Source organism: Arthrobacter sp. MDT1-48-3 (assembly GCF_054511015.1).
Genome location: NZ_JBTNDL010000001.1, coordinates 44,465 through 60,379 on the forward strand (window position 1 = coordinate 44,465; position 15,915 = coordinate 60,379).

The 15,915-nt window shown below is 69.6% G+C and carries 10 protein-coding genes; 1 reads left to right on the forward strand and 9 read right to left on the reverse strand.

Features of this window, described 5'->3' with window-relative positions:
• Positions 1-7: 7 nt before the first annotated feature.
• The 9 genes from ACX80L_RS00210 to ACX80L_RS00250 all read right to left on the reverse strand — a co-directional run bounded on the left by ACX80L_RS00210 (position 8) and on the right by ACX80L_RS00250 (position 13,933).
• A complete protein-coding gene (locus tag ACX80L_RS00210) occupies positions 8-499 on the reverse strand; it encodes a PTS sugar transporter subunit IIA (RefSeq protein ID WP_459286948.1) in 492 nt (163 codons plus the stop codon).
• Between the two features lie 17 nt (positions 500-516).
• Entirely contained in the window at positions 517-1,656 is a 1,140-nt protein-coding gene (locus tag ACX80L_RS00215) for a GuaB3 family IMP dehydrogenase-related protein (protein ID WP_133082523.1), read from the reverse strand.
• 113 nt (positions 1,657-1,769) lie between these two features.
• Positions 1,770-2,264 (reverse strand): FBP domain-containing protein, encoded by a 495-nt coding sequence (locus ACX80L_RS00220; RefSeq protein WP_459286950.1) that lies wholly within the window; start codon positions 2,262-2,264, stop codon positions 1,770-1,772.
• 394 nt (positions 2,265-2,658) lie between these two features.
• Entirely contained in the window at positions 2,659-5,541 is a 2,883-nt protein-coding gene (locus ACX80L_RS00225) for a PKD domain-containing protein (protein WP_459286952.1), read from the reverse strand.
• Positions 5,538-6,380 carry a DUF4352 domain-containing protein gene (locus ACX80L_RS00230; protein ID WP_459286954.1) on the reverse strand — a complete coding sequence of 281 codons (843 nt, stop codon included), beginning with the start codon at positions 6,378-6,380 and terminating at the stop codon, positions 5,538-5,540. Before ACX80L_RS00230 ends, ACX80L_RS00225 begins: the two co-directional genes overlap by 4 nt.
• Before the next feature lie 387 nt (positions 6,381-6,767).
• A complete protein-coding gene (locus ACX80L_RS00235) occupies positions 6,768-8,177 on the reverse strand; it encodes a LamG domain-containing protein (RefSeq protein WP_459286956.1) in 1,410 nt (469 codons plus the stop codon).
• Between the two features lie 161 nt (positions 8,178-8,338).
• The gene (locus ACX80L_RS00240) at positions 8,339-10,168 is read right to left on the reverse strand and encodes an ABC transporter ATP-binding protein (protein WP_459286958.1); all 1,830 of its coding nucleotides are present in this window, start codon (positions 10,166-10,168) and stop codon (positions 8,339-8,341) included.
• A 59-nt stretch (positions 10,169-10,227) separates the two neighbouring features.
• Positions 10,228-11,754, reverse strand: coding sequence for an IMP dehydrogenase (gene guaB, locus ACX80L_RS00245; RefSeq protein WP_208738960.1), 1,527 nt, complete (start codon positions 11,752-11,754; stop codon positions 10,228-10,230).
• 124 nt (positions 11,755-11,878) lie between these two features.
• Positions 11,879-13,933, reverse strand: a complete 2,055-nt coding sequence (locus tag ACX80L_RS00250; RefSeq protein WP_459286960.1) for an acyltransferase family protein — start codon at positions 13,931-13,933, stop codon at positions 11,879-11,881.
• A 301-nt stretch (positions 13,934-14,234) separates the two neighbouring features.
• Here ACX80L_RS00250 and ACX80L_RS00255 point away from each other — a divergent pair, with 301 nt between their 5' ends.
• Positions 14,235-15,869, forward strand: coding sequence for a ribonuclease J (locus ACX80L_RS00255; RefSeq protein ID WP_459286962.1), 1,635 nt, complete (start codon positions 14,235-14,237; stop codon positions 15,867-15,869).
• Positions 15,870-15,915 lie beyond the last annotated feature (46 nt).

Sequence of the window (15,915 nt, forward strand, 5' to 3'; positions counted from 1 at the left end):
GCAGGTCCTAGTGGTCGAAGAAGACCAGGGACGAGTTGATCAGCTCGGCGATGACCTCGGCGTCGTGCGCGCGGCGCAGCGACTCCCGGAAGTTCTCCTTGAACAGGCTGCGCGCGATCGTGGCGAGGACTTCGAGGTGCTCGGAGAACGACTGTGCGGGCGTCGCCATGAGGAGCACGAGAGTGGCCGGGCCGTCCACGGCACCGAAGTCGAGGCTGTACCCGAAGCGTGTGACCCCGACGGCGATCGAGGTCTGGTTCACGTACTCGCTGCGGGCATGCGGGAGGCCCACGCCACCGGGGAGACCGGTGGCCATCTGGTGCTCGCGGGAGTTGACCTGGTCGAGGAACGCCCGGAGGTCGGAGATCCGGCCGGCCGCATGCAGGCGTGCGGCCAGCTGTGCCGTTGCATCCTCCTTGGATGCAGCCTCCATCTCCAGGATCACGAGATCCGGGGTGGTGAGCTCGGCGTCGTGCAGCTCGAAGGAGTTCTGGCTCACGGTGTGCCTTTCGAGGTTCAGTCGGTGGAGACATACGGGGAAAGCACGACTTCCACCCGCTGGAACTCCTTGAGGTCCGAGTAACCGGTGGTGGCCATCGCCCGGCGCAGCGCACCGATCAGGTTCGAGGTGCCGTCCGTGTGGTGCGACGGCCCCCACAGCACCTCCTTGAGCGGTCCGACGGTGCCGATGTTGACCCGGTCGCCGCGCGGAAGCTCATGGTGGTGCGCTTCCTGGCCCCAGTGCCAGCCCTGGCCCGGAGCCTCCTCGGCGCGGGCGAGCGCGGAACCGAGCATGACGGCGTCGGCGCCCATGGCGATGGCCTTCACGATGTCGCCGCTCGCACCCATGCCGCCGTCGGCGATCACGTGGACGTACCGGCCGCCGGACTCGTCCATGTAGTCGCGGCGGGCGCCGGCGACGTCGGCGATCGCCGAGGCGAGCGGCGAGTGGATGCCGAGTGCGCGGCGGGTCGTCGTCGTCGCTCCCCCGCCGAAGCCGACGAGGACGCCTGCCGCACCGGTCCGCATGAGGTGGAGCGCGGGGGTGTAACCCGCGGCGCCGCCGACGATCACGGGGACGTCGAGTTCGTAGATGAACTTCTTGAGGTCGAGCGGCTGCTCGTTCTTGGACACGTGCTCGGCGGACACCGTGGTGCCGCGGATGACGAAGATGTCGACGCCGGCAGCGAGGACGGTCTTGTAGAACTGCTGGGTGCGCTGCGGGGTCAGTGCGCCCGCGACCGTCACGCCCGCTTCGCGGATCTCGGCCAGCCGGCTGGTGATCAGGTCGGCCTGGATCGGCGCGTCGTAGAGCTCCTGCATGCGTCGGGTCGCCGCGGGGCTGAAGTTCCCCGCGCCCAGACCGGCGATCTCCTCGAGCACCGGCAGCGGGTCCTCGTAGCGGGTCCAGAGCCCTTCGAGGTTGAGGACACCGAGGCCGCCGAGCCGCCCCATCGCGATGGCCGTGGCGGGCGACATGGCGGAGTCCATGGGCGCTGCGACGACGGGCATCTCGAACTGGTACGCGTCGATCTGCCAGTTCACCGAGACGTCGAGGGGATCCCGGGTGCGCCGGGAGGGCACCACCGCCACGTCGTCCAGCGAATATGCCCTGCGTCCGCGCTTGCCTCGGCCAATCTCGATCTCGTAAGTCACTGCTCTAGGTTAGCCCAGCGCGGCCGCCGTCCCCGGTGGACGTCCTGCTCCGCGGAGGGGGACATGCCCGCCCGCGGGTGTGCAGGCGGGCATGCCGTTCATCGAGGTGCGGGCTAGCGCTGCCGCACCCGGCTGAGGAACCGTTCGGACCGCTCCCGGAGCTCGTCGACCTGGCGACGCACGACGACGGCGGGGTCGGGATGGATCTCGCTGGCAGGAGGCTCCCTGCGGACGTTCGAGGAGCAGATGAAGTCCGCGCAGATGAGGGTGCCGACGGTGTTGCCGTCGCGACCGGACCGGCCGGAACGTCGGGCGACCCAGAGGAGGACGTCCTCCTTCGAGAACACGTCCCGGCAGAGCTCGCAGAGCACGGACCGGTTCTTCCGGGCGCCGCTGTCGGGTGCCCGAAGGAGCATGCCGGACAGGCCCTGGGCGGTGGGGACCACGAGGTACCCGCGGAGCGGCATCTTCTCGTCCCGCCAGCCGAGGAAGTCGAGGTGGTCCCAGTCCAGGGTCTCGAGATTCTTGGGCGGTGTGAGCTTCGCGGTCTCGGATCGCGTGGCATTGATGAAGGAGGAGCGGATGTCCTTGATGGAAAGGGGTTGCATGGGAGAGTGCCTTAGCAGTCGGAGGATCGGAGTGATCGAGCTCTGCCGGCTGGAGGCATGCGACGGAACCGTGCCGTGGGTGGGACGGCACCGTCGACCCGCTCTGGGCGGTGGGTGCGGGGATTCAGCTGGAGGGGCTGTCCGCTGCATGCTGGAAGGCCGGCTGCGGCGCGGGCGCGCAGCAGGCCGGAGCGGCCACCCCGCTTACCGCGATCCGGGCCCTGGCGGTCCGTAGCATGCTCATTCGTCCTTGCTCCCTGTACTTCGTGCGGGGTTATCCTCGCAGGAGGACGGCCGGACTGCAAAGCGGCGCCATCACGCACCGGTCATCGGTGGAGGGATGGGTTGCCCCATCCCTCCACCGCCGTGCGGCCGCCTCGGCGGGAGATGCGACCTACTGCTGCACCACGAGGTCGTCGAACGCCACCTTCACCGGTGCCACGGTCGCCGAACTGGAGAGGTAGGCGTCCACGGCCACCGATCCTGCCTTCTGCAGGACAGGCTCGGAGTCGGTCGACGTGAGCTGCCAGGCAGCAGGCTCCGCCGTCCCGACCTTCCACACCTTGGCCTGCACCGTCGCCGGGGCGGTACCCGACACCCGCACCCGCATGGAGTACGTGTCGGTCACGCTGAAGGTGAGGGGCACCGAAGCGCTCCCGAGGCGGGTCGTCGTACCGTTGACGGCCTTCTCCGTGATGAGCGACAGCCCACCGGTGCCGGACACCAGGAGCTTGCCCCGGTAGTCACCTGCTCCTGCGACGTTGCGGCCGATCACCGTCAGGTGGAGGCCACCGCCGTTGGGCGCCTTGTCGAGCTTCGCGGTGAAGCGGGTGTCGGTGGTCAGCGACGAGACGCCGTCCAGTCGCGCGGTAGCACTCGAGGCTGCGGCCGCCAGGTTCAGCAGGCCCCTGCTGCCGTCGACCGAGTACTTGCCGGTGGATCCACCGACCGCCCAGGTCCCACCCGCCTCGGCGGTGCCCCAGCCTCCGGTGACGGTCCGGCTGAAGGTGTCCCGGGCGAGCTCACCCGCCGGTTGCCCCGCCGCTGTCACCGTCACGGCACGGGAAGCTGAGTTCGTCGCTCCGGCGTTGTCGGTCACCGTCAACCTCACCGTGTACGTTCCCGCCGCGGCGTAGGTCTTCGAGGCCTTCGCCCCTGTACCCGTCGTCCCGTCACCGAAGTCCCAGGCGTAGGAGGCGATGGTGCCGTCGGCGTCGGTCGAGGTCGAACCGTCGAAGGACGCTGCCAGGCCGGTCGCGGTCTGCGTGAACGCTGCCGTGGGCGGGGTATTGGCAGGAGGAGTCGCCGTGACCGTGACGGCCCTGGACGCCGTGTGGACGGCACCTGAGTTGTCGGTCACCGTCAGCTTCACGGTGTACGTTCCCGCCGCGGCGTAGGTCTTCGAGGCCTTCGCCCCTGTACCCGTGGTCCCGTCACCGAAGTCCCAGGCGTAGGAGGCGATGGTGCCGTCGGCGTCGGTCGAGGTCGAACCGTCGAAGGACGCCGCCAGGCCGCTGACCGTCTCCGTGAACCGTGCCGTGGGAGGCGTGTTCTCCGCCGTGCCAGCCATGACGGTGACGCTCACGTTCTCCGAGCGGACCTCGTTGCCGAAGGGGTCGGTGGCGAAGATCCGATAGGTGTGCGTCGAGGACGGGGCGAGACCCGAGTCCTCGAACGTCAGCACGGGCCGCTGCCAGAATTTCGACAGCTGCGAGACCGTGTGCACCGGGGTGGCAATCTGGCCGTCGCGGATCACCCGATAGGTGAGCTTCTCGTTGTCGAAGTCCCAGTTGGAGGTCCACTGCACGGTGACCTTGCCGGCTGCCGTGGAGGTGAGCGTGGGGTTGGTCCCGGCACCGGTAACAGTGGGTCCCACCTTGTTCGGCGCGATGTTGCGGACCGCGAAGCGCACGAGGCCCTGCTGCCCCACGCCGTTCACCCGGGGGAACTCCCCGCCCAGCACCACGTAGTCGGAGGTGCCCGTGACCGTCCAGGCCGCCTGGCCCTGACCCGTGAACGTGCCGGCGGTCAGTCGCGGGAACCAGGTGAGGAGCGACGGGGCGGGGTTGCCTTCGAAGTTGAAGTATCTCCCGACGCTGTTCCGCTTGACGGTTCCGGTCGTGCTCCTGCTGAACGCGATGGCGCGTTGCCAGTCCCGGGGGTTGGACTCCGGGAACCCGCCGATGTTCCCGCAGTAGTGGGCATGCCCCACGGTGTAGATGGTTTCACCGATGGGAGAGACGCCGTAGGAGTCGCCGTGGCAGTCCTCGACCCACTTCACGGACCCGTCCGACCAGTTCGCGGAGAACGTCCCCTCGAGGTTGCCACCTGCACCGAAGACGTAGCCGGTCCCGTAGACATTCGTGCCGTCGGTGGACAGCGAGGTGATGGCGGCATCCGCTCCCCCGTTACGGACCAGATCGTTCACCGCCCAGGGCCTCATCGCGCCCGACGTCGCATCGATGGCGGCGAGTCCGTACCCGGGGTTCGCAGATCCATTGAGGGTCGTGAAGCTGCCGCCCACGACGAGTTTCGTGCGGTCAGGGGACAGGACCATCGCCCAGACGTCCCCTCCTGCGGCCTGCGGATTCCAGCTGCGCAGCGCCCCGGTGCCGGCATCGACGGCAGCGAGCTTCGGCCGCGAGGTGGACCCCACAGCGGAGAACCAGCCGCCCAGGTAGACGGCGTCCGCCGTCGCCACGATCGCATCGACGCGCGAGTTGGGCGCCGGCCTGAAGGAGTTGATCACCGCACCGGTGGTCGGATCGAGTGCGGCGATCCGGGAGGCAGGTGCTCCGTTCACTGCCGTGAAGGCGCCTCCGACGTAGATCCGTGAACCGTCCGGTGACGCCGCGATGGAACGGGCCTGCGCGTTGAGGCTCGGGGCGAAGGACTGGATGAGCGCCCCCGTCCTGATGTCGTAGGCGAGGATGTGGTTGCGCGACACGGTGTTCGTTCCGGCTGCGGCCCCGGCCGGCCGGGCCGTGGTGAAGTTGCCGGCCGCATAGACGGTGTTGCCGATGATCACCTGCTGCCAGACGACGCCGTTGACCTGCACGGTGGGCAGCGGATCGGCCGACACCGTGGGCGGGTTCGCGGCAGTGATCGGATCGGGTGCCGTGTCCGCAGCGGCCATCGGGCCGGCGGCGACGGTCGCCACGACGGCGAAGGCACAGGCGGCTGCCATCGCAAGGGTCTTCCGGAGTACGCCGCGGTACCCCTGGCGCCCGGTGGCTTCGTCCTGCGATGCCACCGGCGGGATGCTGTGATTCATCATGGTGCCTCTCCTTGCAGTGGCACGGGGCCTTCGAAGGCCGCGACCGGTGAAACTGCCTGGTAGTGGAACAGGACGCGGACGGCTGTGCGCTGTTCCGGTGGGATCTGGAAGACGAAGACCCCCGAGACGGTCTGTCCGGGGGCGACATCGGCAGGGAAGGCAGTGGCTCCAGGGCCGCTCAGCTGACCGGCCGGGGATCGGTCGGTCCCTGCCTCGACATTCACGACTGCTTCCGCCATGGAGACGGACTCCGTGGTGCTGTTGGTGATCTCGAGGGTGAACTGCACCGCGGGACCGTCCACCTCGCCGATGCCCCGGGCCTCGCCGTCGACGGCCTTCATCGCTGCCACCCTGGCAGCAACGCCCTCGGCGACATCGGCTGGTTCATCGAAGGTCTGGGGGGCGGCGACGGGCGGCGGCTCGTCGATGATCTTCCCGGTGGCGGTGGGCGGGGCGAAGGCGTCCGATCCCGGGCCGGGAGCAGCCGGCACCTCGGTGGCGGGAGCCTCCGGGTCGGAGGACGTCGGCGCGGGCGTGGATGCGGGTCCGGTCGATGCGGGTGGGTCCGCTTCGGATCCTGGTTCGGCGGGAGCGGATCCGGAAGCGCCGGACGGGGCGCTGGAGGGGCCTTCGACCTGCGCCGACCGGGTCGTCGGCTCGGGAGCCAGCGAACCAGCGGCGACGCCCCACCCGGTCAGGCCGAGCACAGTGATCAGGGCCGCAGCACCTGCGGCCCGTTGTCCCCGGGACATCCTCCCCGGCTTCCCGGGCCGGGAGGTCACGGCGTCGGCCCTTCCGCGGAGGAGGCGCCACAGGAGCCGGTGGCCGAGGGCTGCCACCCGGCCTCCCCTGCGCAGGTGACGGGCCCGCGGTAGCGCGCCGGCCTGCTGCGTGTTCCGACGGGGGCGATCCGCAGTGACCGGCCCCGGAACGGCAGAGCATCCATCGCTTCCTCCTCAGGCGGGTTCAGGAAACGCAGCGCGAGGGTCCCGACCTGTACTGACATCGACCTTACGAACCGCCGGCCCGTCCTACACGAGTAGGGCTTACGCGTCTTCACCGTCCGGAGTACGCAGGGCCACCAGGTCGCCCCGATCAAATACTGGCTCCGCTACCTAGGTCGGGGCCCGGGTACTGGTACGGCGTCGATGCGTGGAGCCCGGGGCATCGAGGAACGCGCATCGGCCGGGCGGCGATGCCCGTTCGCCCGGGAGTGCGCGCGACCGCTAGGACTCGAACTCGAACGAGCCGACGACCACGTCCGCCTCGCCGAGGTAGTCCGTCAGGCTGTGCTGCTCGAGCACTGCCGTGACCTCGATCGCGACATTCCCTCCACCCTGATCGAGGAGGTACAGACGCATCTCCACCGGGGCGCCGATGACGTGGTGCAGGGTGGAGACCCCGCCGCCGATGAGCACGGGGACCACGTGGGCGACGCGCATGAGGGGGCACGGGCTCCTCCAGTCGGCGCCCACCCTGAGATCGAGCGCCACACCGGACAGCCCGCCGACCGTCACGGGCACGTCGCGCGTGATCTGCAGCCCCGGAACGCCGCGATACCACGCTGCGAGCTCGGCGGCGCTCGTACCGATGCCGGGCTGCACCTCCTCCCCGCAGAGCGCTGGAGCGCGGATGTCCCGGTAGACGCCGATGTAGCTCCCGCCCCAGATGCCTCCCGCTGGATCCGCGCTCCTGCTCAGCAGCAGATTGCCCGGCAGATCCTGACCGTTGGTCCACCCCGCGGGGACCGTGTACGAGAGTGCCGGCTCGAAGGACGTCGTCGAGTAGGTCCCTGCCATGAGGGCGCCCAAGCAGACCCCGCCGTGCGGGTCCGGACAGACGAAGGCAGCCGACTCCTCCGGTGGGTGGAGGGTGGCGCCTGCCGGCGTATCGGCACGGGCGGCGGCGGCGACCTCGCCGGGGCTGAGTGCCCGCGGCCAGGTCCGTACGTCGGCCACGGTGCCCGTGAAGAAGTCGGACGCCCGCCGATCGGCCTGGGCGCGACCGAACAGGAGCGGGCCTTCCGCCGCATAGACAGCGTCCGTGGCGATCCCCTGCTCGCTCACGGGGTATCCGTTGAGGAAGAACCGGGCCCGCCCGGCATCGGAATCGTAGACTCCCGCCAGATGCACCCACACGTCCGGTTCGACGTCCACCCGTGTTGCCCGGTCCCGATTGGTCACGAAAGCACTCCCGTTGCCGTCCTCGGGCTTGACGGAGAAGGACCAGAACCCCTCGGCGATGCCCAGGAAGAATGATCCGGCGACGTCTCCTGCTTCGCTGAGGACGGCGGCGTACTCCCCGGGCCGCCCCGTCGGACGGGCCCAGGCACTCACCGAGAAGCTCGCGTCGGTGACGATCGGGCTGACCGTCCAGGTGCTGGCGTAGTCGTCCCCGCTCAGCTGCAATCCGGCGTCGGTCCATCGGGCGCCGCCTTCGGCGGACACGTCCACACCACCGACCGAGGCGTCCGGCCCCGTCATCGGCCAGACATTCTCCGCGCCGGTCTCCTCGGGCGCGGTGCAGGCGCCGAGTGCGCCCGACAGAACAGCGACGACCATGGCCGCGACGACGCGGGTCCGGCGACGCAGGGGTGGCTGCGATCCCGGAAGGGCAGTGGCTCGCCTGGTACCCACCATGGATCCTCGTCCCGCAGTCATGAGATCCGGAGAAGCCGGTTGTCGACGCGCACGACGAGTCGGGCGCTGTTGGGAGACCGCTCCCTGCGCCATCCTCCATGGATGGTTGCAGGCCTCGAGGATACGCCCGGCGTGGTCGCGGACAAAGGGTCGGCGGCTCAGTCCTCGGGCAGCTGGCTCTCGAACATCCGGTAGTACCGTCCGCGCAGCGCGACGAGCTCCCGATGCGTGCCGGACTCCACCACGCGGCCGTCCTCGAGCATGTACACGACATCGGCCTTCTCGATGGTGGCGAGCCGGTGGCTGATCGCGATGATCGTCCTCGAGCGGTCGGCGAAGAGCCGCGTGAAGATGCGGTGCTCGGCGAGCGCGTCGATGGCGGAGGTCGGCTCGTCCATCACGATGAACGGGGCGTCCCGGTAGAAATTGCGGGCCATGGCGAGGCGCTGCCACTGCCCGCCCGAGAGTCCGCTGCCCTTCCGCCCGCGGGGGTCCTCCATCCAGTTGCTGACGTAGCTGTCGAAGCCGCTCGGCATCTTCTCGATGAACTCGGAGGCCTCCGCGTCTCGTGCCGCCCGGAGTACCCGCTCGTCGTCGCGGGGGTGGTGCACGTCGCCGAAGTAGATGTTGTTGGCGGCCGTGGCGAACTCGTAGCGCAGGAAGTCCTGGGACATGACCGCCAGGTGCTGGTGCCAGTCGTCGATGCCGATTCCGCGCAGGTCCCGTCCGTCGAGCAGCACCTCTCCCCTGCTGGGCCGGTACAGCCCGGCGAGCACCCGGATGAGCGTGGACTTCCCCGCACCGTTCTCCCCCACGATGGCCACGTGGGTGCCGCGGTCGAAGGACATGGAGATGCCCTTGAGCACCTCCACCTCGCCGCCCGCATAGGTGAAGTGGATGTCGCGGAGTTCGACGGCGGACGGCGCACCCTCCAGCCGGCCGGGAGCCCCGGTGGACAGCGGGAAGTCCATGAACTGCTCGTAGTCCTTGAGGTTCGCGAGGTCCTCGTCGATGGAGCTGAGCGAGGACACGAGGTTGTTGGCCGTGCTCAGCGCCCGGCTGACGATCTGCTGGACGTAGAGGAACTGCCCCACGGGCTGTGCGCGGGCGATGATCTGACCCACGATCCAGACGAGGGCCAGCAGTTCGGCCCCGTACTGGAGGGCGTCCGCGAGCAGCTGCTTCGGGATGTACCGCTTCTGGAAGTCCAGCCGCCGCTTCTCGTCGGCGTCGCGCAGCGTCGAGCGCAGGTCCATGAGATACCGGACGATGCCGTAGAGCCGCATCTCGGCGATGTGCTGCGGCTTCATCAGGTTCGTCTCGATCATGCGGCGCTGCCGCCGGGAGTCCACCTGGGTGTTCCAGTGCGCCATCTGCTCCCGGGAGAGCCGGAACTGGAGATAGACGCTCGGGATGATCGCGATGAGCACGATCAGGGCGATCCACCAGCTGACCAGCAGCAGCGCCCCGATCGCGAGGACCACGGACACCAGTTGCGTGAAGATCGCCGCGATGCGGTCCAGCACCCGTGCGTAGGAGTCGGAGAAGCGGCGCGCCCGGTCGTAGAGGTCCACGGTCTCCTTGTCGTCGTACCGCCAGAACTCGAGCGCGAGGAAGCGCTCGTACATGCGGTCGCCCACGATCGCGCCGACCCGGAAGCTCAGGACCTGCTGGATGTAGCGGTCGATGCTCGTGAAGGCTCCCCAGAGCAGCCCGAGGACGGCCGTCACGACCACGTACACGACGGCGGACCGCCCGGCGCCGGGGTCGCCCGCATAGGCGGCGGCGAGCGCCGTCGTCGTCAGGGCCGCGAAGTAGGTTGTGACCAGCGGCAGGACAGCGGAGATGAGCGACCCCGCGACCTTCATCGCGACCGCGCCCGGTGACGCCTTCGCGCTGACCACCAGGACCTGCCCGACGGCGCGGGCATACGGCCCGAGCCGGAGCTTGCGGCGGGCGGCGACCTCAGGCTGCGGGAGTCCGCTCACACGGCATCGGCCTCCCGTCCGAGGTGCTCGGGATCGGGCGGCCGATACGACGCGAGGTGCTACTTGGAGCCGTAGTTGGGTGCCTCGACCGTCATCTGGATGTCGTGCGGGTGGGATTCCTTGAGACCGGCAGCCGTGATGCGGACGAACTTGCCCTTGGCCTTCAGCTCGGGGATGGTGCGAGCACCGGTGTAGAACATGGTCTGACGGAGTCCGCCGACGAGCTGGTACGCCACGGACGCGAGGGGCCCGCGATACGCGACGCGGCCCTCGATGCCCTCGGGGATCAGCTTGTCGTCGCCGGTCACGTCGGCCTGGAAGTAACGGTCCTTGGAGTAGGACGTGTTCTTGCCGCGCGTCTGCATGGCACCGAGCGATCCCATGCCGCGGTAGGTCTTGAACTGCTTGCCGTTGACGAAGATCAGTTCGCCGGGCGCCTCGGCGGATCCTGCCAGGAGGGATCCGAGCATCACGGTGTCGGCACCGGCCACGAGTGCCTTGCCGATGTCGCCGGAGTACTGGAGGCCGCCGTCGGCGATCACGGGCACGCCTGCGGGGATCGCCGCCTTCGCGGATTCGTAGATGGCCGTGACCTGCGGGACGCCGACGCCCGCGACGACGCGCGTGGTGCAGATGGATCCGGGTCCCACGCCCACCTTGATGCCGTCGGCGCCGGCGTCGATCAGGGCCTGCGCACCCTCGCGGGTGGCCGCCTGGCCGCCGATGATGTCCACGTGCGCCGCGGACTTCTCCGCCTTCAGGCGCGAGATCATCTCGAGCACGCCCGCGCTGTGCCCGTTGGCGGTGTCGACGAAGAGGGCGTCCACGCCCGCCTCGACGAGGGTCATGGCGCGCTCCCAGCCGTCGCCGAAGAAGCCGATGGCCGCGCCGACGCGGAGGCGGCCGTCGTCGTCCTTCGTGGACAGCGGGTACTGCTCGGCCTTCGTGAAGTCCTTGACCGTGATGAGGCCGCGGAGGATGCCCTCGTCGTCGACGAGGGGGAGCTTCTCGATCTTGTTGCCGGCGAGGAGGTTGATGGCGTCGTCGCCGCTGATGCCCACGTGCCCCGTGACGAGCGGCATCTTCGTCATGACGTCGCGGACCAGGATGCGCGGGAAGTCACGCTCCAGCACGAAGCGCGTGTCGCGGTTGGTGACGATGCCGAGCAGGTGGCCGGTGCCGTCGACCACGGGCAGACCCGAGACCCGGTAGTGGCCGCAGAGCTCGTCGAGTTCCTGCAGGGTGGCGTCGGGGCCGATGGTGAGCGGGTTGGTGATCATGCCCGACTCGCTGCGCTTCACCCGGTCCACCTGGTCCGCCTGGTCGGAGATGGACAGGTTGCGGTGGATCACGCCGAGGCCGCCCTGCCGCGCCATGGCGACGGCCATGCGCGACTCCGTGACGGTATCCATCGCGGAGGAGAGCAGCGGCGTCTTCACCGTGATGCGCTTGGAGATGCGCGACGACGTATCGGCCTCGGAGGGGATGACGTCGGTGTGGCCGGGCAGCAGGAGGACGTCGTCGTACGTGAGGCCGATGAATCCGAAGGGGTCGTGGGTCTCGTTCTGGCCGGACTGCTCGCTCACTGCTGCGCCTCTTTCGGTGTCGCCCGATGGGAGTGGGTTGGGGGCCTTCGGCGGGCTGCGCCGGCGGGCTCTGCCAGTCTAGAACGGATCGCAGGGGCGCCCTATTCCGGTGACACCACTCACGTCACCAGCCGAGCACGGCCCTCAGCCGCTGCTCGAACGCCGGCGCGGTGGTGGAGACGTAGGTCTTGGACAGGTGGTCCCGGTCCATGAACACGCGCACGTTGCCGACGACGCCGGAACACGTCGCCGAGGCGCAGACGAGGTCGGTGAGATCCAGGTGCTCGAGTCCCGGCACGCGGTCGGCCACGGCCGCCAGCGGCGACGACGGCGCCAGCACCTCGGCCAGGGGGACGTCGCAGGCCGAGGGGTCGGCGGCGTTGAGCGCCGTGCACTCGGCCATGTCGTCCTCGAAGCGGGGCGTGTCCCGCAGGCCGACGACGGGGATGCCGGCCGCGAGCAGGGGCGCGATCCCCTCCTCGAACCCGGCCGGGACCTCCTCCGCCGGCGAACTCCAGTCCGTCCGCGTGCCGACCGTCAGGACGGCGTCCGGCGCGAGCTCGAGCGCGTAGTCGCGGACCGCGTCGTTGAACGCCCGGCACTCGGGATCGACGGTGCTCGGAGCATCGACGAACCGGCAGCTGGGCCTGTGCACCGAGACGGCGAGCCAGTTGTTCTTCGTCGCCATGGCACCGAGTGCCGTCATCCACATCTGGGAATGGGAGTCGCCGAGCACCAGGATGGTCCGCTCCGCCGTCGCCTCGTCCCCCGTGCGGACGCACGAGGACAACCGGGGATCAGCGGGCATCAGGGCGTCCGGGCAGGGCCCGTCGACCTCCGCCCACTCGGCGCCGAGGCTGCTGGCCAGCGGCTTCACCAGGGCGTCCTCCGCTCCCCGGAACCGGAAGCCGGGCGCCAGGGCTGCGGCGCCCGGGTTGTCGTCGTCCGTCTGCTGCTGCACCGCCGCTTCCTGTGCCTGGACCCGGTACTCCCAACCCGAGAGGGGCACGGCCACGAGCGCGAGGGCCAGCGCCGCGACGAGGCCGGTCCGCCGTCGCTGCACGGTCGGCCACTGCCAGGCGCGCATCGGTTCCTCGACGAAGCGCATGGTGAGCACGGCCAGGACGAGCGAGGCCGCGATGACGATCCCGCCGTCGAGCATGCCGGCTCTCGGCTTGTCGGCGACGACGAGCCAGAGGACGAGGACGGGCCAGTGCCACAGGTACAGGGCGTAGGACACGTTGCCGAGCCGCAGGAGCGGCGCCGAGGACAACCAGCGGTCCACGCCCGCGGGACTGTCCGTGCGGCCCGCGACGAGCACGGCGGCGGCGGCGAGCGTGGGCCAGAGGGCGATGTAGCCCGGGAACTGCTGCTGCACCTGCAGAAGGACGCCGCACGCGAGCATCATGACCACACCGGCCCAGCCCAGCACCACCCGGACCCGCGCCGGCACCACCAGATAGGGCAGGGCCAGCGCCACGAGCGAGCCGAGGGCGAATTCCCAGAGCCTGGCGCGGGTGTCGAAGTAGGCAGCCGCCTGGTCCGCGCCGGTCTGCCAGACGGAGAACGCGAGCGACAGCGCGAAGACGGCGCCGAACAGGACCAGGAGGACGGGCCGGGGCCGCAGCCGGGTGACCGCGACGAGGACGGCGGCGGACGCGAAGACGACCGGCCAGAGCAGGAACACCTGACCCTGGATGGACAGGGACCAGAAGTGCTGGAGCGGGCTGGCCGCGCTGGAGTCGAGCGCGTAGTAGTCGACGGCGTCGGCCGCGAGCTGCCAGTTCTGCCGGTAGGTCAGGGATGCCCAGGTCTGATCGAACACGGATCGCCAGCGCGAGCCGGGCACGAGGACTGCGGTTGCCGCGAGGACGGACAGCAGGACCACGACGGCGGCCGGCAGGAGCCGCTTCAGCAGCCCCAGCCAGTAGGCGGCCAGGTCGAGGGGCTGCGCGGCCTCGAGGCGCCGGGTGAACGTGACGGTGAGGAGGAAGGCGGAGACGAGCAGGAAGACGTCCACACCCCCCGACACCCGCCCGAGCCACACGTGGTAGACGACCACCATGCCGACGGCCAGCGCCCGGAGTCCCTGGACCTCCGGCCGGAACCGGCGCTCATCCGGGCGGGCCGGCTCCTCCCCGAGGGCCACGGACGGCGGGGACTGCGAGGCGGTAACCATGCTGTTCCTCCTCGGAGGCCTGGGGATCGGGCGGACGCAAAATCCCAGTTTACCGTTTCGTGATCTTCGGCGATGCCGGTGCCCGGGGAGCCCGATCCGTCCGGTCGCCCGCGTAGCACGTACCCTAGAAGGAGTATCTCCCCGGGAACGCCGGGGACCACCCGAACGGAATCGCCGGGTCTGCCGGCCCCGACATACGTCCGAGGGCCGCCGCCCCGCCCCCGCATGAACGAGAGATAACTGATCTGTGAATACGAGACCTGCCGCACTGAAAGCACCACGGGAACTGGCCAAGGGAGCCATGCGCATCGTCGCTCTCGGTGGTATCGGTGAGATCGGCAGAAACATGACCGTCTTCGAGTTCGAGGGCAAGCTACTGATCGTGGACTGCGGTGTCCTGTTCCCCGAGGAGCACCAGCCCGGCGTCAACGTCATCCTGCCCGATTTCTCCTACATCCGGGACCGGCTCGACGACGTCGTCGCCGTCGTGCTCACGCACGGGCACGAGGACCACATCGGCGCCGTCCCGTACCTGCTCAAGGAACGCGCGGACATCCCCCTGGTCGGCTCGCGGCTCACACTCGCCTTCATCGAGGCGAAGCTCAAGGAGCACCGCATCACCCCGAAGACCGTGCAGGTCAAGGAGGGCGACCGTCGGACCATGGGCGGCTTCGACCTCGAGTTCGTCGCCGTGAACCACTCCATCCCGGACAGCCTCGCCGTCGCCATCCGCACCGCGGCCGGCATGGTGCTGCACACGGGCGACTTCAAGATGGACCAGTTCCCCCTGGACCGCCGCATCACCGACCTCGGCGCCTTCGCACGCCTGGGCGCCGAGGGCGTGGACCTGTTCCTCACGGACTCCACCAACGCCGACGTCCCCGGGTTCACGACCTCGGAGAAGGACCTCGCGCCGGCGATCGACGCGGTCTTCCGCACCGCCCCCCGCCGCATCATCGTCTCGAGCTTCGCGAGCCACATCCACCGCATCCAGCAGATCATCGACACCGCACACCAGCACCGCCGCAAGGTGGCGTTCGTGGGCCGCTCGATGGTGCGCAACATGACCATCGCGGCGGACCTCGGCTACCTCAACATCCCGCAGGGCCTGCTCGTGGACTTCAAGAAGCTCGAGCGCAGCGACGACCACAAGGTGGTCCTCATCTGCACCGGCTCGCAGGGCGAGCCGATGGCGGCCCTCTCGCGCATGGCCAACAAGGACCACGCCATCCGCATCAGCGAGGGTGACACGGTGCTGCTGGCCAGTTCCCTCATCCCGGGCAACGAGAACGCTATCTACGGCATCATCAACGCGCTGACCGAGATCGGCGCCAACGTGGTGCACAAGGGCAACGCCAAGGTGCACGTCTCCGGGCACGCCAGCGCCGGTGAGCTCGCGTACTGCTACAACATCGTCAAGCCGCGCAACGTCATGCCGGTGCACGGCGAATGGCGCCACCTGCGGGCGAACTCGGAGATCGCCGTCGCCACGGGCGTCGACCCCCGCAACGTGGTCATCGCCCAGGACGGCGTGACGGTCGACCTCGTGCGCGGTCGCGCCACGCTCTCGGGCAAGGTGGAGGCCGGTCTCGTCTTCGTCGACGGCGACAGCGTCGGCGGGATCACCGAGGAGGACCTCCGTGAGCGCCGCCGCCTGGCCGAGGAGGGTGTCGTCACGGTCCTCGCGATCATCGATCCCGACAACGGGGACATCGTCGAGGCGCCGGAGTTCTTCACCAAGGGCTTCTCCTGCTCCGACGAGGACCTCGACAAGGCGGGCGCCGCCGTCGAGAAGGCGCTGCGGGACTCCGCCTCCAACCGCCAGGGCGGCCGCCGCCAGGACCCGGAGGACATCATCGAGCGGGCCACGGCGAACTGGATGCGCCGGTACTACAACCGCCAGCCCGTGGTCTCGGCGATCGTCGTCGACGCCTGATCCCCAGCAGCACCCCGAAGGCCCCGGTACTCCCAGGAGTACCGGG